This window comes from Bovifimicola ammoniilytica (genome assembly GCF_025567085.1).
Taxonomy (GTDB): Bacteria; Bacillota; Clostridia; order Lachnospirales; family Lachnospiraceae; genus Bovifimicola; species Bovifimicola ammoniilytica.
The window spans coordinates 318,700-338,194 of record NZ_JAOQJN010000003.1; the positions used below are offsets into that span (position 1 = coordinate 318,700).

At 35.3% G+C, this 19,495-nt stretch carries 24 protein-coding genes and 1 pseudogene; 3 read left to right on the plus strand and 22 right to left on the minus strand.

The features are described from left to right. Positions 1 to 99 precede the first annotated feature (99 nt). The 17 genes and pseudogenes from OCV48_RS05275 to rho all read right to left on the minus strand — a co-directional run bounded on the left by OCV48_RS05275 (position 100) and on the right by rho (position 11,650). Positions 100 to 255 (minus strand): hypothetical protein, encoded by a 156-nt coding sequence (locus OCV48_RS05275; RefSeq protein WP_262559125.1) that lies wholly within the window; start codon positions 253 to 255, stop codon positions 100 to 102. 257 nt (positions 256 to 512) lie between these two features. Continuing rightward, the gene (locus tag OCV48_RS05280; protein WP_147591329.1) at positions 513 to 1,259 is read right to left on the minus strand and encodes a hypothetical protein; all 747 of its coding nucleotides are present in this window, start codon (positions 1,257 to 1,259) and stop codon (positions 513 to 515) included. Between the two features lie 43 nt (positions 1,260 to 1,302). After that, on the minus strand, positions 1,303 to 1,716 hold the full coding sequence (locus OCV48_RS05285; protein WP_147591330.1) for a restriction endonuclease subunit S: 414 nt from the start codon (positions 1,714 to 1,716) through the stop codon (positions 1,303 to 1,305). Next, a complete protein-coding gene (locus OCV48_RS05290; protein WP_262559128.1) occupies positions 1,650 to 1,985 on the minus strand; it encodes a hypothetical protein in 336 nt (111 codons plus the stop codon). Before OCV48_RS05290 ends, OCV48_RS05285 begins: the two co-directional genes overlap by 67 nt. A gap of 128 nt (positions 1,986 to 2,113) precedes the next feature. Beyond that, positions 2,114 to 2,338: pseudogene (locus tag OCV48_RS14040) on the minus strand (restriction endonuclease subunit S); the annotation flags it as partial. Positions 2,339 to 2,372: 34 nt separating this feature from the next. Continuing rightward, positions 2,373 to 3,170 carry a hypothetical protein gene (locus tag OCV48_RS05295; protein ID WP_147591331.1) on the minus strand — a complete coding sequence of 266 codons (798 nt, stop codon included), beginning with the start codon at positions 3,168 to 3,170 and terminating at the stop codon, positions 2,373 to 2,375. Then, positions 3,170 to 4,624, minus strand: coding sequence for an AAA family ATPase (locus OCV48_RS05300; protein ID WP_147591332.1), 1,455 nt, complete (start codon positions 4,622 to 4,624; stop codon positions 3,170 to 3,172). The genes OCV48_RS05295 and OCV48_RS05300 overlap by 1 nt, the downstream gene beginning before the upstream one ends. A 207-nt stretch (positions 4,625 to 4,831) precedes the next feature. Continuing rightward, on the minus strand, positions 4,832 to 5,101 hold the full coding sequence (locus tag OCV48_RS05305) for a hypothetical protein (RefSeq protein WP_147591333.1): 270 nt from the start codon (positions 5,099 to 5,101) through the stop codon (positions 4,832 to 4,834). Continuing rightward, on the minus strand, positions 5,070 to 5,357 hold the full coding sequence (locus tag OCV48_RS05310; RefSeq protein ID WP_147591334.1) for a hypothetical protein: 288 nt from the start codon (positions 5,355 to 5,357) through the stop codon (positions 5,070 to 5,072). Before OCV48_RS05310 ends, OCV48_RS05305 begins: the two co-directional genes overlap by 32 nt. A gap of 182 nt (positions 5,358 to 5,539) precedes the next feature. Further along, positions 5,540 to 5,851 carry a type II toxin-antitoxin system RelE/ParE family toxin gene (locus OCV48_RS05315; RefSeq protein ID WP_147591335.1) on the minus strand — a complete coding sequence of 104 codons (312 nt, stop codon included), beginning with the start codon at positions 5,849 to 5,851 and terminating at the stop codon, positions 5,540 to 5,542. Beyond that, complete coding sequence (locus tag OCV48_RS05320; protein WP_147591336.1) at positions 5,841 to 6,101, minus strand: type II toxin-antitoxin system Phd/YefM family antitoxin; 261 nt, start codon at positions 6,099 to 6,101, stop codon at positions 5,841 to 5,843. Before OCV48_RS05320 ends, OCV48_RS05315 begins: the two co-directional genes overlap by 11 nt. A 273-nt stretch (positions 6,102 to 6,374) precedes the next feature. Then, positions 6,375 to 6,506, minus strand: coding sequence for a hypothetical protein (locus tag OCV48_RS05325; protein WP_262559132.1), 132 nt, complete (start codon positions 6,504 to 6,506; stop codon positions 6,375 to 6,377). Positions 6,507 to 6,871: 365 nt separating this feature from the next. Further along, positions 6,872 to 7,945 (minus strand): peptide chain release factor 1, encoded by a 1,074-nt coding sequence (prfA, locus tag OCV48_RS05330; RefSeq protein WP_021983850.1) that lies wholly within the window; start codon positions 7,943 to 7,945, stop codon positions 6,872 to 6,874. Continuing rightward, a complete protein-coding gene (gene prmC, locus OCV48_RS05335) occupies positions 7,938 to 8,804 on the minus strand; it encodes a peptide chain release factor N(5)-glutamine methyltransferase (RefSeq protein WP_021983851.1) in 867 nt (288 codons plus the stop codon). The genes prfA and prmC overlap by 8 nt, the downstream gene beginning before the upstream one ends. A 30-nt stretch (positions 8,805 to 8,834) precedes the next feature. Further along, complete coding sequence (locus OCV48_RS05340; RefSeq protein WP_147591337.1) at positions 8,835 to 9,782, minus strand: DUF1385 domain-containing protein; 948 nt, start codon at positions 9,780 to 9,782, stop codon at positions 8,835 to 8,837. Between the two features lie 119 nt (positions 9,783 to 9,901). Then, positions 9,902 to 10,111 carry a 50S ribosomal protein L31 gene (gene rpmE, locus OCV48_RS05345; RefSeq protein WP_021983853.1) on the minus strand — a complete coding sequence of 70 codons (210 nt, stop codon included), beginning with the start codon at positions 10,109 to 10,111 and terminating at the stop codon, positions 9,902 to 9,904. A 93-nt stretch (positions 10,112 to 10,204) separates the two neighbouring features. Continuing rightward, positions 10,205 to 11,650: a transcription termination factor Rho gene (gene rho / locus OCV48_RS05350; RefSeq protein ID WP_147591338.1), complete on the minus strand. Its 1,446-nt coding sequence runs from the start codon at positions 11,648 to 11,650 to the stop codon at positions 10,205 to 10,207. A gap of 269 nt (positions 11,651 to 11,919) precedes the next feature. On the opposite strand from rho, the gene OCV48_RS05355 reads away from it, so the two are divergent. Genes OCV48_RS05355 through OCV48_RS05365 form a run of 3 tightly spaced genes read left to right on the plus strand, consistent with a single transcriptional unit; the run spans position 11,920 to position 14,507 of the window. Further along, on the plus strand, positions 11,920 to 13,095 hold the full coding sequence (locus OCV48_RS05355) for an NAD(P)-dependent malic enzyme (RefSeq protein ID WP_021983855.1): 1,176 nt from the start codon (positions 11,920 to 11,922) through the stop codon (positions 13,093 to 13,095). Then, positions 13,073 to 13,999 carry a TIGR01212 family radical SAM protein gene (locus OCV48_RS05360; RefSeq protein ID WP_021983856.1) on the plus strand — a complete coding sequence of 309 codons (927 nt, stop codon included), beginning with the start codon at positions 13,073 to 13,075 and terminating at the stop codon, positions 13,997 to 13,999. Before OCV48_RS05355 ends, OCV48_RS05360 begins: the two co-directional genes overlap by 23 nt. Beyond that, a complete protein-coding gene (locus OCV48_RS05365; protein WP_021983857.1) occupies positions 13,989 to 14,507 on the plus strand; it encodes a DUF4364 family protein in 519 nt (172 codons plus the stop codon). The genes OCV48_RS05360 and OCV48_RS05365 overlap by 11 nt, the downstream gene beginning before the upstream one ends. On the opposite strand, the gene yihA is transcribed toward OCV48_RS05365, so the two are convergent. From yihA to OCV48_RS05390, 5 genes are all read right to left on the minus strand, one after another. After that, positions 14,485 to 15,069 carry a ribosome biogenesis GTP-binding protein YihA/YsxC gene (gene yihA / locus OCV48_RS05370; protein WP_147591339.1) on the minus strand — a complete coding sequence of 195 codons (585 nt, stop codon included), beginning with the start codon at positions 15,067 to 15,069 and terminating at the stop codon, positions 14,485 to 14,487. The genes OCV48_RS05365 and yihA overlap by 23 nt on opposite strands. 136 nt (positions 15,070 to 15,205) lie before the next feature. Continuing rightward, complete coding sequence (gene clpX / locus OCV48_RS05375) at positions 15,206 to 16,483, minus strand: ATP-dependent Clp protease ATP-binding subunit ClpX (RefSeq protein ID WP_021983859.1); 1,278 nt, start codon at positions 16,481 to 16,483, stop codon at positions 15,206 to 15,208. 28 nt (positions 16,484 to 16,511) lie between these two features. Next, a complete protein-coding gene (gene clpP, locus OCV48_RS05380; protein ID WP_147591340.1) occupies positions 16,512 to 17,093 on the minus strand; it encodes an ATP-dependent Clp endopeptidase proteolytic subunit ClpP in 582 nt (193 codons plus the stop codon). 97 nt (positions 17,094 to 17,190) lie between these two features. Then, the gene (tig, locus tag OCV48_RS05385; RefSeq protein WP_021983861.1) at positions 17,191 to 18,477 is read right to left on the minus strand and encodes a trigger factor; all 1,287 of its coding nucleotides are present in this window, start codon (positions 18,475 to 18,477) and stop codon (positions 17,191 to 17,193) included. 133 nt (positions 18,478 to 18,610) lie between these two features. Further along, the gene (locus tag OCV48_RS05390) at positions 18,611 to 19,492 is read right to left on the minus strand and encodes a hypothetical protein (protein ID WP_147591341.1); all 882 of its coding nucleotides are present in this window, start codon (positions 19,490 to 19,492) and stop codon (positions 18,611 to 18,613) included. Positions 19,493 to 19,495: the final 3 nt, after the last annotated feature.

Below are 19,495 nucleotides of genomic sequence, written 5' to 3' on the forward strand. Positions count from 1 at the left end.
AGTGGTTGACAGACACCACAAACCTCATAAATATTTCATTTCTTATTAAAATAGAACCATCTAAAGATGACTATATCTCTTATCTTTTGCATAATCGTATCATTTTGCCAGTTCCTCATAAGCCTCCATATTTTGTTTAATAAAGCACTCCGAAATTGCAAATACATCTTCTGTTGATGCAATTTTTTCCTGTTCCGCTTTACTAAAATCAATAGCCTGTGTATTAGAAACCATTGTATTAGTATCAACTGACATAATATCCACCTCACTTATCCATATTCTATATTACTGAATAATTATGTTACTTTTTAACCCCTTTGCAAATTTTTTAAATTCAATTATTTTCTAAACTTATACTTAAAAACAGTCAATTTATACAATCGACCGTTTTCCATTGCTCATTTTACTTCTAGCATCAACAAAACATCTGATTCATAATATCTATATTATTCAGTTACCAAAACTAAAGCCAAAATATACTATATTGATAGCAATCTCATAAATTCTTCTAACTATGCATTACCCTTTGGCATAACTGGCATATCAAATTCATTTAATCCTCCAGCTTTTTTGAGTTTTTGAATCTTTGAAAAACTTTCTTGATTAAAACTACACCATGTTTCCAAATTATAAAGGACATTTATCTTTATACAGGCATCTTGATGATTTTGTAGCGACTCATAAAAATTAATGCCATCCTCAATTATTACTGCATACTCATTTTTATCCTTAATTGTTCTGATATCCTCAGTCTCCTCAAATACTTTCTTTGTTATAAAATTTCCTGACTGTGGTATCTTGCCATATTCAGGATACTTTATACATTTTATTTCTTCTTCCTTTTCAGCAGTAATTCCATATATTAAACGAAATAATTCCCTATCATGTGATACAAAATCCAATGTAATATTATTAGGAAGTGAATCCTTGCAAACCACAAGTACTTGCTGTATCTGTTGTTTCATCGTTTCAATCATATCACTCAATTGATTGAACTCTGGAGATTTGTAATCATCATCTCTATGCGCACAATTCTTATCACGTTCATAATAAATCGCCTCAATCAGCTTGTCTTCACAAATTTTCTTTTTGTTTTTAGGATGTGATTTATCAAGTACAACACAGCAGTTTATGTAGAATTCTCTCCTTAATTCCTCAATTTTTCGTCTAAGGTTAAGATTGCACACCTTATCAATGTTTTCTTCTATAAAAAGAATGCTATCCACATTCTTTTTTGCATCAATCAAATACTTTGCCATACTCCATTTATCTATGACAATACACCTCCTCGCACAATTCAATTTACTTGATAAGCTGGTCACAAAATGGTAAAAACTCCTCTATCTTGGCAACGATACGCTTCTGCTCCTCAAGTTGTGGGAGTGACACTATAACATTACTTAGTTCCTTAGCAGGAAGTTGTTTTACTGCAGTTCCTGTTGTTTTCAATTTAATTATTTCAAAATAGTATGGTGATTTTAATACACTATACAAATATTCCACACTGTCTTTACATATAGAACTTAATATTACCATTTGCGCACATATAGATCCTGTATTAGGGGTTTCATCTGATTTGAAAATTTCAACCTTTCCTACAGAACCTCTTAACAGGCAAACAAAATCCTCATATTTAAGTTTTCCATTCCCTAATACATTAAATTTTTCTTGACTGATGTACCTAACATTATCATAAGACAAGTATTTTTCGCCCATATCTTTTGCACCAAAAAAGAAATTCCATTTTCTACATAGTCTGACTCTACAGGGTATTTGCTACTTCTATCTCCATTTTGCAATATAGCAAGCTCTCCTAATCTCACCCATTTCCAACTACTAGGAATCTCAAAAGGAATTTCATCCTCAGTAATCTCAGGCAATGGCTTTTCTTTCTTAATCTTGCCATCCTTGATAAGCTGGGTTTTCTCAGCAACAATCTGCTCATAAAGCTCATCGGCAGTTCCTTCTTCTGGTTGTTGTTCCACAGCTTTCCCTGCATAGCCATTTGCAAGATACTCTTCTTCATATCCTCTGGGAATTTTTTATTAAATGTTTCCAACTTCGTATAAGCCTTGTCATACTGGTCAATATATTGAAGAATTCCCTCTATCTTGGCAACAATGCGATGCTGCTCTTCAAGTGGCGGGAGTGGTATCAAAGATATAACTATTTTTTCTTTTGATATGTTTGGTTGTGCACCTCCGGCTCCCATTTTAATATAATTTCTTCTTTGTGACATCAAATAATAAAATAGGTACTTATTCATAACACAACTATATGGTATACAAGCACAACATGCTTGATTAGTAGTTGCCTCAATTTTAAGAATACCAAGCATCACTCAATTACAGGACTCTCCCACATCCAATTCTTCAGCTCTCCGCTTTTGCTAGCAGTTTCTCAAAAAGCAAATTCAGATTGGTATGTCTATGTAACGAATTCTTATCTTCTTTAATATAATTCCAAGATTCGTCATAACTCATACCTTTTACTGCTCCTGGATCATCAGAAATTTCTTTAACGAACCCTTCGACATCACCAATATACGTTCTTGCAAATGTATCAGCTAATGAACGTTTAATACGATAGTCTAAATTAGCTGATTGATGAAGGTAATGATCCAAATTACAAGAAACATAGTATACCGAATACGGAACTGTTTTCTGCTTAACCTTTATATTTTTGCAAGAACTTAAATAATCCAAATTCTCACTTTTTTGCTCGTTTCTCTTAACAATCTTATCCACATCCAAACAAGCAATTTTATCATCCTTATAAAATGGAGAATCTTCTTCAGATAACGATGAATCTAAAACCACACATTCATCTGGGATATAAGCCCCATCTGTATCGACAATTTGAATTATCTCTGAAATGTCCTTTGGTAATATTTTCTCTTTATCAAAGAAATCATCTAGGAATAATTCATAAATCGCTTCTTCGATGTTGCTTGGATGTACCCAGTAACGCTTTCCTTGCTTATTCACATAATTTGTAGATGTGATATCTCCGCCCTTTTCTTCCTCTTCTTTTCTAATTATAGGAAAATAGACTTCAATATCCTCATCTATCTCATCATATAATTCAGGAATGGCAAGTTGAAGCGCCTCTCGATCAGATTTACCTTCTACAAGGAACAAAACAATCTTTCTCTTTGGTCTTTTTCCCATTAACGTTCTCCTCCTGCCTTCTTCAACGCAGCAATTATCTTAAAGCGCTTGGTTTTATTGTATATTCCTTCTTCCTGCTCACATAGAATTATTTCTCTAAAGTATGTGTCTCTCAAATTATTTGTAGCAGAAATATTTTTCAGTCTAATATATCTGTTATCTGGATTAGTCGTTGTAAAGTATAAGAACTTTTTATCAATTACTTCCAATGGTCTGAGATTATGAGAAGTAAAGATAAACTGTCCTCTTCCAGACTCCTCAAGTGCCTGAAGGATTTCTCCAAGTAAGTATTCGAAAATGCCTGCATCAAATTCATCAATTGCAACAGTGACCGACTTCTGATTGAATGCTGCAATGATCAAACTTAATACAGAAATAATCTTTCGTACACCATCAGACTCATCTCTAAGTGGCAATTCTTTTCCATCTCTATAAGCTGTCAACATCATTACTGTTGCCGGATTGCCATCTTTGTCCAATGTTTGCGAAAGTTCCTTAAATCCGATAGCTAAACCTGGTACCAATTGACCTAACACCGAACTAATATTATTTAAATCAGCCCTTAAATCTTCCACCATTTCTGCTGGAATAACTTCCGGTCTTTTTGCATTGAACATCATCTGCCCATCAGTTGTATATATAGGAAGCGCAAAATTAAGGCGAATTAATCCCGAAGACTTTGTATCAATCACATATAGATAATGACGTGCATACAGTCTCAACTCTACAAGCACCCTAAAGAAAACAGACTTATCGTCATTTTCCGAAAACAGTTTCAGCGTGTCATGCATAAAAATAAAAGACCGAGACTTGCTACGTGCAAGTTGTTTGTTTACTTCTAATGCAACCAATACCTTTTTCCCGCCACCCGCAATTTCTTTTCTTTTAGTTGTTGGTACAAAGGCATTTTCTTCTGAAGAAGTATCAATTATCACCTGACATTTAGATGCGTCTTCCCATAGTAATGAAAACTTCTCATCAAAAATAATAACCTTGGAGTCTTCATCCGGAATATCGAACTCATCTGGTGCGCCCTTATATTTTTCATCTATCTCTTCCTTAGACAATGCAGCACTGGACATGCAGAATGAATAGGCCGCCTCTCGTATAACTCCGTTTTCATATTGCAAATCAAAAACAAATTCCAATTTAGCAAAATCCTTACCAACCGCAACGCAGTCAGCATATACGCTAGGCACGGAAGCTCCAGCCATAAGCCCTTTTAAAATGGAAAGTGCTTCGATAAAAGATGTTTTTCCAGATCCATTCTGTCCATATATGCCTAAAATGTCCGATTCTGTATCGCATGGAATGAATTCACGACCACAATTGAATGTAATCATCCCATGTCCAACACTCTTAAAATTATCTAATACTACTTTTTTTATTCTTACAGTCGGTAAGTTATTACCATGCTCTTCAGTAATAAATGACTGTTCTGTAATTTGTCCCATTGTGTTCACCTTTCCGTAAATACTTTTACCACTATAATGCATTATACACCTTCCTTATAAAATGTCAAGCAAATCCTCGTTTTTGTATTTTTTACTTGTTTTTTCTATTTTGATTGCACTTTTGATGTGATTCTATTTATAAATATATGCCTCTAACTCAAAAAAATACCTGGAATCGTCGACCAACTTCCCAGATATTCCTAAATATTATTTCCTTCCGCCCATCTGCCACTTATCATGGCTCTTAATCCCTCTCACCGCCTGTCTCAGCGTATTCGCTCTGCCATGCTGATGATATGGATGTGAAAACTTATGCTTATGTAAAATAACCACTAAGTCCTCTCCCGGATACTCTGGATTATGAAGGTGACAGTAATGTCCAGTATTTCTGGACATTACTGTCACATCATAATCATCAACTGATATGATATTAAAATATCGGGGATCAAGGCACTTCAAATCTTCTGCACTGAACAACCGAAGCCTCATTCCCTTCAAACCACGCAGCCAAAGCCTGCTCCACAACTGCTTCCATCTGCTTTGAATCCATTCCATCAAAATACTTACTACCGATAGACTTTGGAAGCCTAAAGATTACACCGTCATTGCCATCCGTGTGCTTCACCTGCAACGTTTCAAGGATTTCTGCCATCTTCTCTTCTGTCAGATTTCCGGATGCCTTACGAAGCTTTTCTGCGTATACAGGCTTCACCTTAAGTCCCTGACGCTCCACAATATTCCAAAGCTCTGCTGCTCTTCCTCTGTGAGATAAGACACATCCACTGCTGCCAACAGAGCAATCTTGTTTTTGCCCATCATATCCTTAAATGGCTGAATCAGATGATTGAGTCGCAGATACCTTGCCGCATTTCTGCTTGAAAAGCCATATTCGGAAGCTGATCTACCCCCAGCATATTATAATTTATTTTGGTAATTCTCTAACTGGTGGAAAATACCAACTACATTTACAACATCATCTCTCACATCGAAAATGATAATATAATTCATCTGTGGCACAACTGCTTCTCTATACCCTTTCTTTACAAGATATGAATCCCTACATTCTGCAAATTGAAAAGGATTGACCTCCAATCTATCATAGATTACATCTATACAATCTAACAAATGCTTCGCTGCCTGTTTATTCTTTAATCGATAAATCAAATGATATATAAGATTATCAAGCAATTCATCAGCATGCTCTGTAACATTTAATTTATAAGCCATACTTTGCCCTCGTTTCTCTAAGTGCTGTTCTGGCATCCTTTACCTGTCCTGCCTCTATCTGCTTTTCAGATATCTCTATATCTCTGTACATGGCAATCTGTCTCATTGTTGACTCATAAATCTCCATGCTCATAATTACCATATCACCATAGCCATTTTTCGTAACATAAATTGGCTCCTCTGTCTTATGGCACATATCAGATATCTCCGATGTATTCTTCAAGTCTTTAATTGGAATTATTTGTGGCATAATATACACCTCCTTATTTATGGTTTAATTATACCATAATTATGTCTTTTTTCAACCTCTTTTATTCATAAAAATCACATTAAAAACAGAATAACCCATCAGAATTTTAGAATAATTTCTTGACCTGAAAACTACATAAAAATACCAATACAATCACATATTTCACATCTTCCTGAAAATACCCGTTATTCGACAACTACACATAAAAACCATAACCAATCAACATTTGAAGTTTTTAAAATGCTTTCTATGCTGGACACCTGCAAGAAATATTCATTCACAAATAACAACCAGTATTGCTTGATACACCTGATATCCAAAATTACCGATAGTTGTATGCAGTTTTTCAACCATATCTCCATTACAGCCTCCGCCAAATGGATACTGTACAGAATAGACTGCCACTTCTACTAGTCCTATCTGGCATCAACAGTTCTGTCTCTACACAAATATCATATCCCTGAATTTAACAGAAGCCAGAATACAACATGCATATTCCACTGTAGAAAAACATTCTAATGAAATAAACTCTATAGATACATTATTTGACCTTCTAAATTTTAAAGAGAAGTCAGCTCAAACTCAACTAACTACAGGACTTTTAAATTTGTATATGAATGCAAACAATAAAATTAACTAAAGTTAACCATAGGTCTATAAATAAATACATCCAAACCAAAAAATAAGGGTGTACAGTGCATCTAAACTATATGCTCAAAAGAAAAACGGTCGATGACATATGTCAAAGACCGTTTCAATTACGATTTTATTTAATCCTCATTCATCTTCGCTAACTTAGCAGCCTGGTCAGCTGCAATACAAGCATCAATTATCTCCTGAATGTCTCCATTCATAATCTTATCTAACTTATAAAGTGTAAGACCGATTCTGTGGTCTGTAACTCTTCCCTGTGGGAAGTTATAAGTTCTGATTTTCTCTGAACGGTCACCTGTACCAATCTGGCTTCGTCTTGCCTCAGCCTCAGCATCATGGGCTTTCTGACATTCAATATCATATAATTTAGAACGTAATAAAGCAAATGCCTTAGCTTTATTCTGTAACTGCGATTTTTCTGTCTGGCTGTATACAACAATTCCTGATGGAAAATGTGTTAAACGAACCGCTGAATCGGTTGTGTTGACACACTGTCCACCATTACCTGAAGCACGCATAACGTCGATACGGATATCTTTCTCATCAATCTGGACATCGACTTCTTCGGCTTCCGGCATAACTGCAACTGTAATTGTAGATGTATGGATACGTCCGCCTGATTCTGTCTCCGGTACACGCTGTACACGATGCACACCTGATTCATATTTAAGAACTGAATAAGCACCCTGACCTGTTACCATAAATGTAACATTCTTCATTCCGCCTATTCCGATTTCTTCACATTCCATTAATTCAACTTTCCAGTTCTTGCTTTCTGCATAATGCACATACATACGATAGATTTCATAGGCAAATAATGCTGCCTCATCTCCACCTGCACCTGCACGAATCTCCACGATAACGTTCTTGTCATCATTAGGGTCCTTTGGAAGTAAAAGAATCTTAAGCTGTTTTTCTAATTCTTCAATTCTTGCTTTAGCTTCATTTAATTCCTCTTTAGCAAGTTCTTTCATCTCTTCGTCACTCTCTTCATCGAGAATGGCAAGACTGTCCTGTACAGTTTCCTTGCATTTCTTATATTCTTTATATGCTTCAACAATAGGTGCAAGGTCTGCCTGTTCTTTCATAAGCTTTCTAAATCTGGCCTGATCATTTGCAATTGACGGGTCATTAAGCTCAAGCATTAACTCTTCATATCTTCTTACAAGATCATCTAATCTGTCAAACATAAATCTGTCTCCTTTTTCCTGTTACAACTCTGTCATTTCCTGACAAATCTTTTAGTACCTCTATATCAGTAAACCCTTTTTGACGAAGCAGTTCCTTAACCTGCTCGCTCTGGTCATATCCGATTTCAAATATAATGTAACCGTCTTTTTCCATATATTCCTTACATTCATCAATTATTTTTCTGTAGAATTTAAGTCCGTCTGCATCACCATCTAATGCCATTCGTGGCTCGTATTCCCTTACCTCCGGCATAAGCTTTTCTACTTCTTCTGACTTAATATATGGTGGGTTTGATACAATAATATTATATTTTCCCTTGATATTAGTAAATAAATCGCTTTTTTCAAAATGTACATTGTCCACCTTATTCAAATTCGCATTTTCATTAGCTACCTCTAATGCTTTTTCTGACAAATCCGAACCTGTTACTTTCGTATTTGGACACATTTTCGCAATGGATATAGCTATACAGCCACTTCCCGTACACAAATCAAGCACATTTACATCCTGTTTATCCACATAATAATCAGCACCGATGACTTCAACCGCTTTTTCAACAAGCAGTTCGGTGTCCTGACGAGGAATCAATACATTTTCATTCACCTTAAATGGCAAACCCATAAATTCCCATTCTCCAACTATATATTGAAGTGGATAATGTGTCATTCTCTTCTCAATTGCCTGAAAATACTTCTCTTCAATATCTAATGGTACTTCATCATGCATTTTGATAAAATACTCCGTCCTTGATATATCACATATTTTCTCTACGAGAATCCACGCATCATAATCATGGTCATTAATCCCTGATCTAAATAGTTTCAATTGTCCCTGTTTTACCAATTCTGCGTACTTCATACTTCCTCCGCCTATTGATTCATATAACAGTTATTGATTAGTTTCTTCACTATTTTCTGCTAAAAATGTTCTCCAGTCGAATACTGCTTCGACTGCCTTAATTGCCACTTCTGCCATTTTCTCATCCGGCTCTTTAGTTGTAAGCTTCTGTAATGCCATACCCGGCGCACTTACTATATCCACTAATTTACCCTCATGTTGTCCGGCAAATCTAAGCACTTCATAAGATACTCCTGCAATAACAGGTATCATTAATATTCTTACTACTATCTTCATAACCGGCTGCTGAACCGGAATAAGAATAAAGAATATAATACTGATTGCCATTACAAGGAATAAGAAGCTCGTTCCACATCTCTTATGCAGTCTTGAGCTTTTTAATACATTATCTACATTTAATTCCATACCATGTTCAATACAGTTAATACATTTGTGTTCTGCACCATGGTACATAAATGTTCTCTGTATATCTTTCATTCTCGATATTAAGAATATATATATAAGAAATAATGTAATTCTTATCAATCCCTCGATTAACGAAATTATTGTATACGAAATAATATGGAAATGTTTCTTAATTAAATCAGAAGCAATGCTTGGCAATACTACAAATAAACCAATCGCAATAAGTGCCGCCACAATTACCGTTATCGTCATTACCGCACTTTCTGCTTTCTCCTTGAATAAAGAATCGGCAACTTTATCACCTTTCTTTACTTCTTCTGTTTCCTCTTCTTCATAAAATTCAGCCGAAAACATAAGAGTTGACATTCCTATGATTAACGAATCTATAAAATTAAATACACCTCTAATAAAAGGCAGATTAAGTATTTTATTACCTTTCGTTATTCCTTTGTATTCTTTAACACATACTTCTATTTCCTGATTAGGTTTTCTGACAGCTACGGCATATTTGTCTTTATTCTTCATCATTATGCCTTCTAATACTGCCTGACCACCAATTCCTGATGGTTTCATTATGTCACCTCCCTGATGTGATTATTATATCATATCTTTTATGATAAAAATAGAGGCTGTCACAAGAAATTCCATTCATTAAAATAGAACATTCATGCGACAGCCTCTATAACTATTACTTATTTATTATCTGCCATACCATATTTACGATTGAACTTATCAATACGTCCACGAGCAGATGCAGCTTTCTGCTGACCTGTGTAGAATGAGTGACATTTTGAACAAATTTCTACGTGGATATCTTCCTTAGTTGATCCTGTTACGAATTCATTACCACAGTTGCAAACAACCTTTGCCTGGTAATATGCTGGATGTATACCTTCTTTCATTTCATTTCACCTCTTTACAAATTAATGATATGCAAATGGCTTTCGCCAATCATATTCTAAAAACAGCTTTTATATTGTAGCATATATCAATTTTTAATGCAAGCACTTTTTAATCATCTGTATAAATTCTCTGTTATTTCTTGTTCTTGCAAACATATCCAGTATTTTTTCTACTGCATCATCAGGTTTCATACCATTTGTAGCCTTTCTTATAAGATATACAGCTTCCGCTTCTTCTTTAGAAAGCAATAAGTCATCTCTACGTGTACCTGATTTAAGAATGTCAAGTGCCGGAAATACTCTCTTCTCAGATAATTTTCTGTCTAATACAAGTTCCATATTACCTGTACCCTTAAATTCTTCGAATACAACATCATCCATCTTACTTCCTGTATCCACAAGTGCTGTAGCTAATACGGTAAGACTTCCGCCCTCTCTCATATTTCTTGCTGCGCCAAAGAATCGCTTTGGCATATGAAGTGCTGCTGGATCAAGACCTCCTGATAAAGTTCTTCCTGATGGTGGAACTGTCATATTATAAGCTCTTGCAAGTCTTGTAATACTGTCTAACAGAATTATTACATCTTTCTTCATCTCGACAAGTCTCTTGGCTCTCTCGATAACCATTTCTGAAACTCTCTTATGATGCTCTGGTAATTCATCAAATGTCGAGTAGATAACTTCTACATTATCTCCCTGAATCGCTTCCTTAATATCTGTTACTTCCTCAGGTCGTTCATCTATAAGAAGAATTATCATATGCATATCAGGATTATTTATCTGGATAGACTTAGCAATCTCTTTTAATAATGTAGTCTTTCCGGCTTTAGGCTGTGATACAATCATACCTCTCTGCCCTTTTCCTATCGGAGAAATAAGGTCAACTATTCTCATAGCCATATTCTCACTGCTAGTCTCCATTCTCAATCTCTTATTAGGAAATATAGGTGTAAGTTCTTCAAAATTTGGTCTGCCCATAATCTCATCAGCTAATATTCCGTTTACTTTATTCAAATGTGTCATCGCACCGAATTTCTCGTTTATATTCTTCTGGCGCATATTACCATTTAATATATCACCTGTTTTTAACCTAAATCTTCTTATCTGAGATGGCGAAACATATACATCATTTTCGCCCGGCAGGAAATTCTCACATCTGATAAAGCCATATCCGTCTGGCATTACCTCTAATATTCCCTCTGCAACTGGCTCTTCTTCCTTAATCTCCGGTTCTGGATTTTCCTCTATAATAAATTCAGACTTTGGCTCAGTATTATCCAATTTGGAATTTGTTCCATTTGTTCTGCCATCCTCTGTTTTAACTGATGATTTATTCTCTTTATTATCTGATTTTGAAACCGATTTCGCTTTCATCTTATCTGCACCTTGCAACTCACTTTCCTTAGCCATCTTCATTCCAGCAGCTAAAATCTGTTCAATCAGTTCTGTCTTTTTTAATTTCATTACATATTTAATATTCTGACTTTTCGCAATTTCACGTAACTGAGTTACTGATAAAGTTTCTAATTTTTCTCTCATACATTTATTGTGGCACATTCATATATGCCATTATCCTCCTAAATATATTAAATTATAATAACGGGATTGTATCTGATTATAGATTATTTAATCAGACTTAATGATTCTCATGATTTGCAAAACACATTATACACCAATGTTTTCAAAATTGGTAGTATAAATTTTCTAAATATTATGATATTATAGATTATATATGGTTTCTATATATGTTTCTGCATTTAGCGACCACTTATCAGGATAAAAATAAATATACGGAAATGGAGATTACAATGACAACTAACGAAAAAGCGTTAAAGCTTCATGAAGAATGGAATGGAAAATTAACTACTGAACCAAAATGTACAATTGCTTCAAGAGAAGACCTTGCTCTTGCATATACACCGGGCGTTGCTGAACCTTGTAAAGTGATTGCCGAAGATAAAGAAGCAGCATACAAATATACTATTAAATCCAACACAATTGCCGTTGTTTCAGACGGAAGTGCCGTTTTAGGGCTTGGTAACATCGGACCATATGCCGCTATGCCTGTTATGGAAGGTAAAGCCGTATTATTCAAATCTTTTGGTGATGTTAATGCATTTCCAATATGCTTAGATACACAGGATACTGAGGAAATTATTAAAACTGTTGTAAATATCGCACCTGCATTTGGCGGTATTAACCTTGAAGATATTTCAGCTCCAAGATGTTTTGAAATCGAGACAAGACTCAAGGAACTCTTAGACATTCCTGTATTCCATGATGACCAGCATGGTACAGCAATCGTTGTTCTTGCAGGTATTATCAACGGACTTAAGATTACTGGTAAATCTAAAGAAAACTGTAAGGTAGTAATAAATGGTGCCGGAAGTGCAGGAATCGCAATTACTAAATTATTATTAACATATGGCTTTAAAAATGTTATTATGTGTGATATCAACGGAATTATTAACGAGGAGTCACCTAATTTAAACTGGATGCAGAAATCAATGTTAGATGTAACTAATCCCGACAGACTTTCAGGTACTCTTAAAGATGCCTTAGTTGGTGCTGATATATTTGTCGGTGTTTCTGCTCCTAATATCGTTTCTGCCGAAATGGTTGCTTCAATGAATAAAGACTCTATAATATTTGCAATGGCTAATCCTGTTCCTGAGATTATGCCTGATGTTGCCAAGGCCGCAGGTGCAAGAATCGTGGGTACCGGCCGTTCAGATTTCCCTAACCAGGTTAATAACGTAATCGCATTTCCAGGAATATTTAAGGGTGCTTTAGAGGGACGTGCTTCACAGATTACAGAGGATATGAAGTTAGCCGCGGCACATGCAATCGCCAACTTAGTTCCTGATGACAAATTATGCGACGAATTTATTCTTCCTGAAGCCTTTGATCCTGATGTCAAAGATGCAGTTGCTAAGGCAGTTATGGATAACATTAAACCTGATGGCAGAAATATACACGCTTAATAAATATTATCGTGAGCGTTTCGGGCAAAAAGTGTATAAACTGTCTCTTGACGGTGGTATGACCTGTCCTAATCGCGATGGTACTTTAGATACACGCGGGTGCATTTTCTGTAGTTCGGGAGGTTCCGGTGATTTTGCCGCCTCCCGTTTTTTATCCGTTAAGGAACAGATAAACGAAGCAAAGAGTCGCATTTGCAATAAGATTACAGACGGTAAATACATAGCCTATTTTCAGGCATATACCAATACTTATGCCCCCATTGATTATCTTAGAAATATATTTTATGAGGCTGCATTCTGTGATGACATCGTAGGATTATCCATTGCCACAAGGCCTGACTGTTTAGGCTCCGAAGTTTTAGAATTACTTGACGAACTTAATTCAAAGATTCCGGTATTCGTAGAATTAGGCTTACAAACAATCCATAAAGAGTCAGCACATTTCATAAGACGTGGCTATGAACTTGAAGTATTTAACTGCGCTGTCGCTAATCTCCATAGAATAAATATCAATATTGTAGTTCACCTTATATTAGGGTTACCAAATGAGACTTTTTCTGATATAATAGCCTCTGTACGTTATCTTAACAACCTGCCTGTTAATGGAGTCAAATTACAGCTATTGCATATTTTAAAAAATACCGATTTAGCTGACTATTACCTTAATAAAGAAAATGATTTTCATACATTATCACTAGAGGATTATACCATACTGTTATCTGAATGTATCGAGAATCTCAGACCGGATATCGTTATCCACAGAATGACAGGTGACGGCAACAAGAAAGAACTTATAGCTCCTTTATGGAGTGGAGATAAAAAAAGGGTATTAAATTATATTAATACCTACTTTACTAAAAACAACATTATCCAGGGAAGGAAGTACAGAAAAAATGGCACTTGAGTCATCAACACTTTATAAACTAATTATATTATATATGCTGAATAAGGTTAATTTTCCATTAACTAATTCGCAGTTATCAGAATTTTTTCTTGAGAAGAATTATACAACCTATTTCACATTCCAGCAGGTTATAACTGAACTTGTGGACTCACATCTTATAAGTGTAGAAATCGTCCGTAATTCTTCTTACTATCATATAACCTCTGATGGCAGCCAGACCCTTGGTTTCTTCGTTAATAAGATTCCTGGAGCCATCGTAGATGATATGGATATCTATCTTATGGAGAACAAATATGAACTTCGAAATGAAGTCGGAACAATCGCTGATTATTATAAGTCTACTAATCAGGATTACATTGTACATTGTCAGGTTAAAGAGGGTGAGGGAACTTTAATAGAAATCAACCTTTCTGTTCCTACAAAAGAAGAGGCATCTTCCATGTGTAACCAATGGAAAGATGCCAGTCAGCAAATCTATGCATTTATTATGAAGTCACTGATGAAATAAAATCAAGAATTTCTTCTCTTCCCTGCTTTGTTTTAGCAGAAAACGGTAATATAACCGTATCAGGCAGCACATTAAGACCTTGTCTAATCATCTTAATGTGCTTATCTTTTTGACTTCTGTTAATCTTATCTAATTTAGTTGCTATAATAACAGGTTTATAGCCATTGTAAACTATCCACTCATACATATTTCTGTCATTAGCAGATGGCTCATGTCTGATATCAATAAGAAGCATCACAGCTTTAAGCTGCTTAGAGATCTTTAAATAATTCTCTATCATTGCGCCCCATTTCTGCTGCACTTCCTTCGATACTTTTGCGAATCCATAACCCGGTAAATCTACAAAATACAATTCTTTATTAACATTATAGAAATTAATTGTCTGTGTTTTACCCGGCTCCTGTGATGTTCTCGCAAGAGATTTTCTGTTAAGCAATCCATTTATTAATGAAGATTTACCAACATTTGACTTACCCGCAAATGCTACCTCAGGCATCTGATTATCAGGAAGTACACTGGTAATTCCACATACTGTTTCTAATTCTGCATTCTTTATAATCATATTCTAAATTCCTCTCAGGTTTCTATTTTATCCTGTTATAATTCTTTTATTATGCACTTATTTTACTTTAAGCCGGCTTTACTAAGACTTTAATCTTCTTAAACCGGCTTTAAATATTTAAAAATAGCTTATTATTTTATGCCTTAAATCTCTTCTTTACGCCATTTTTCTTAATCTGTGTTTCATCTAATCTGACTAATTCAGGTTCTGCTTTATTCTCGATAACATCTTTAGTTATCGTACACTTATCGATTGTCTCATCTGATGGTACAGTATACATTATATTCATAAGTGCATCTTCCATAATTGAACGTAAGCCTCTTGCACCTGTCTTTCTCTCAAATGATTTCTCAGCAACAAGTTCTAATGCTTCGTCTGTAAATTCTAAGTCTACACCATCTAACTCTAAAAGCTTCTTATACTGCTTAACTAACGCATTCTTAGGCTCTTTAAGTATTCTTATGAGTGCTTCCTTATCTAAAGATTCTAATGATACTGTTACAGGTACACGACCAATAAATTCAGGAATTAAACCGAATTTAACTAAATCCTGTGGCATTACCTGTGGGAACAATACATCTATTGATTCTTCTTTATGGTCTGCTATCTCAGCATTGAAACCGATAGATTTTCTGTCCATTCTTGTCTCTATAATCTTCTCTAATCCATCAAATGCACCACCACATATGAATAAAATGTTAGTTGTATCAATATGAATCATCTCCTGATTAGGATGCTTTCTTCCACCCTGTGGTGGAACTGAAGCCTGCGTGCCTTCTAACAATTTAAGTAATGCCTGCTGTACACCCTCTCCTGATACGTCTCTTGTTATAGAAACATTCTCACTTTTCTTAGTAATCTTATCTATTTCATCAATATAGACAATTCCGTACTGTGCTTTTTTCACATCATAGTCAGCTGCCTGAATTATCTTAAGTAAGATATTCTCAACATCTTCACCTACATAGCCTGCTTCAGTAAGTGTTGTAGCATCTGCAATAGCAAATGGGACATTAAGTATCTTAGCTAATGTCTGTGCAAGATATGTCTTACCTGAACCTGTAGGTCCTAACATCAGAATATTACTCTTCTGAATCTCTACACCTAAGTCTCTTCCTGACAAAACTCTTTTGTAGTGATTATACACTGCAACTGACAAGACTTTCTTAGCTTCTTCCTGTCCTATGACATATTCATCAAGAAATTCCTTTATCTCCTGTGGCTTGTATAAATTAATGTCGAAATCAACATCATCATCTGTCTCATATGCCATTTCTTCCATCATTATATCACTACATATCTCTATACATTCATCACATATAAACACACCGCTTGGTCCGGCAATAAGCTTTCTTGCCTTACTCTCCGGTTTACCACAAAACGAGCATCTGCTCTCATCATTATTCTTTGCCATATGTTCTCCAATCTAAATTAATGATTAATTAACGATTTTCAATCACCTTATCTATTAAGCCATATTCCATAGCCTGATAAGCATCCATATAGTTGTCACGTTCTGTATCCACTTCAATCACTTCTAATGGTTTTCCGGTATTCTTTGCTAAAATTTCATTTAACTTCTTACGTGTCTTTAAAATATGATCTGCTACAATCTTAATCTCTGTTGCCTGTCCCTGTGCTCCACCAAGTGGCTGGTGTATCATAATCTCTGCGTTAGGTAATGCGAATCTCTTACCCTTAGCACCACCTGAAAGTAAAAATGCTCCCATACTTGCTGCCATTCCCATACAAATTGTAGATACATCACATTTGATATAATTCATTGTATCATAAATAGCCATTCCTGCTGTTACAGAACCACCCGGGCTGTTTATATATAAATGAATATCTTTATTAGGGTCTTCTGACTCTAAGAAAAGTAACTGTGCTACAACAAGACTTGCTGTTGTCTCATTTACTTCTTCACCTAAAAAAATAATTCTATCCTTTAAAAGTCTTGAATAAATATCATAAGATCTTTCGCCTTTTCCAGTCTGCTCTACGACATAAGGTACCAAACTCATACAAAATCCTCTCCTATCTACTAATTTTATTTATGGGTCCGCCATAGCGAACCCATTTTCTTTATCTCATTTTATAAACTTCTGATCAGGCTATTGATTATACTTCCTTAGCATTCTCTGTTACGAATTCAACTGCTTTCTTAACCTGGATATCTCTCTTCATATTCTCTTTATCAGCGTCTGTTAATAAGTCTTTAAGCTTATCAGCTTCCATCTGGTATGCTGATGCCATATCATTTATTTCATTATTAACGTCTTCATCTGTAACTTCAAAGTTCTCTTTATCAGCAACTGCTTCAAGAACAAGTCTGCTCTGGATACGTTTTAATGCCTGTGGTCTCATCTGTTCTAACAATTTATCAGATGTTAATCCTGTATATTGGAAGTACTGGTCGATTGTAAGTCCCTGTGCACTGATTCTTCTTGCAAAATCTTCTGCCATCTGTCTAACCTGTGAATCTACCATTGCATCAGGTATCTCCATCTTAGCACCTTCGATAATCTTCTCGATTGTTGCTTCTTCTTTTGCTGATTTAGCTTCATCAGCCTTTTTCTCTTCGATTTTTGTCTTAATGCTTGCTTTATATTCATCAACTGTTGAGAATTCTGAAACATCTTCTACGAAATCATTATCAAGTTCTGGTAATTCTTTCTTCTTAATCTCTTTAACAGTAACTTTGAATAATGCTGGTTTACCCTTTAATTCTTCTGCATGATATTCTTCAGGGAATGTAACGTTAACGTCAACCTCTTCTCCAATGTTCTTACCAATTAACTGTTCTTCAAATGTATCAATAAATGAGTGAGAACCAATTGTTAATGGATAATCTGTTCCTTTTCCACCTTCGAATGCAACACCATCAACAAAGCCTTCGAAATCGATAACTGTCATATCGCCATCTTCAACTGCTCTGTCATCTACAGTGATAATTCTTGAGTTCTGTTCTCTTTCTTTGTCTATTTCAGCCATAATCTCTTCATCTGATACTGAAACATCACTCTTAGGTACTTCTACGCCTTTATATTCACCTAACTCAACTTCTGGTTTAACTGCAACTTCTGCTGTGAAGATAAATTCTTTACCGGCTTCAATCTGTACAACATCAATCTTAGGCTGTGAAACTATCTCTAATTCACTTTCCTTAACTGCTGCTTCGTATGCTGTAGGAATCATATCATTAACAGCATCTTCATAGAATACACCGACACCGTACATTTTCTCTACCATTTTACGAGGTACTTTACCTTTTCTGAAACCAGGAACGCTAATTCTTGATTTCTGTTTCTGATAAGCCTTTTCAATTGCTTTTTCTACCTCTTCTGCTGATACTTCAATTGTAAGTTTAGCCATATTTTTTTCCAGTTTCTCAACCTGTAAACTCATTAAACTTCCTCCATTCTGCCGTATACTACGGCTTAGCTATTTTTAGCAGTATATCTGCAATATTTTCTTTCTAACCTTTTCATTTTAACTAAAGGCAATGTGACATCGTAGTATTATATCATAAAGAAATCTTTTAGTCTATCTTTTTTTCTACAGTTTCTAAAGTCTGTTCTACACCTGTGTTAAATAATACAATTAATTTTGTCACTTTATAATTATGTCCATTCTTCTGCACCGTACTTTCATCAGTCCTTGTCGATACGATATATTTATTAGTAGAACAGCTTATTGTCACTACATCTCCTGATAACAATTCGATAGTAGCATTAGGTATCTTAGATACTCTATAGGTCTTACTTCCGTCTGTAATAAGCTCCTTCGGTGCTGTCGGCTTAGTCTGACTGCCTCCGTTACTTTCTGAATTTGAATTATTTCCAGAATTACTGTTTCCATTATTGTTTGAAGTGTTTCCATTATTGTTTGAAGTGTTTCCATTATTAGAAGTGTTTCCACTACCTGCACCATTATTGCCGCTGTTACTTCCACTATTTATATCGCCTGCATTGGCAGCTGAATTGCCTGCCTGGCCATTTTCCGAGTCACTATTTCCATGATTCTCAGCTTCCTGTGCGTTCTTGCCATTATCAGATATTGTTACCTTAATGCTGTCTGTATATGTACTTCCACCTGATTTGACAGTATAATTAGCAGTATATGTTCCTGGTTTATCATTTCTGACATTCACTGCATTTACCTCGAGTGAATAATCATCTGTTTCACCCGATGTCTTAATACCTGATGTGTAATCTATGTCACTTCCCGCTGGTGCAATTACATTATCAAGATTAAATTTCACACCACTATCATTAATATCTAACGAGCCAGTAACAACGCCCTCTGTATCTCCGTATGAAATCTTTTTCTTCTTACCACAGGCAGTCATACTTCCGATTACTAATACTAATGCACCGGCAACACATATTATCTTCGTTAATCTTATATTTAATTTCTTCAATAT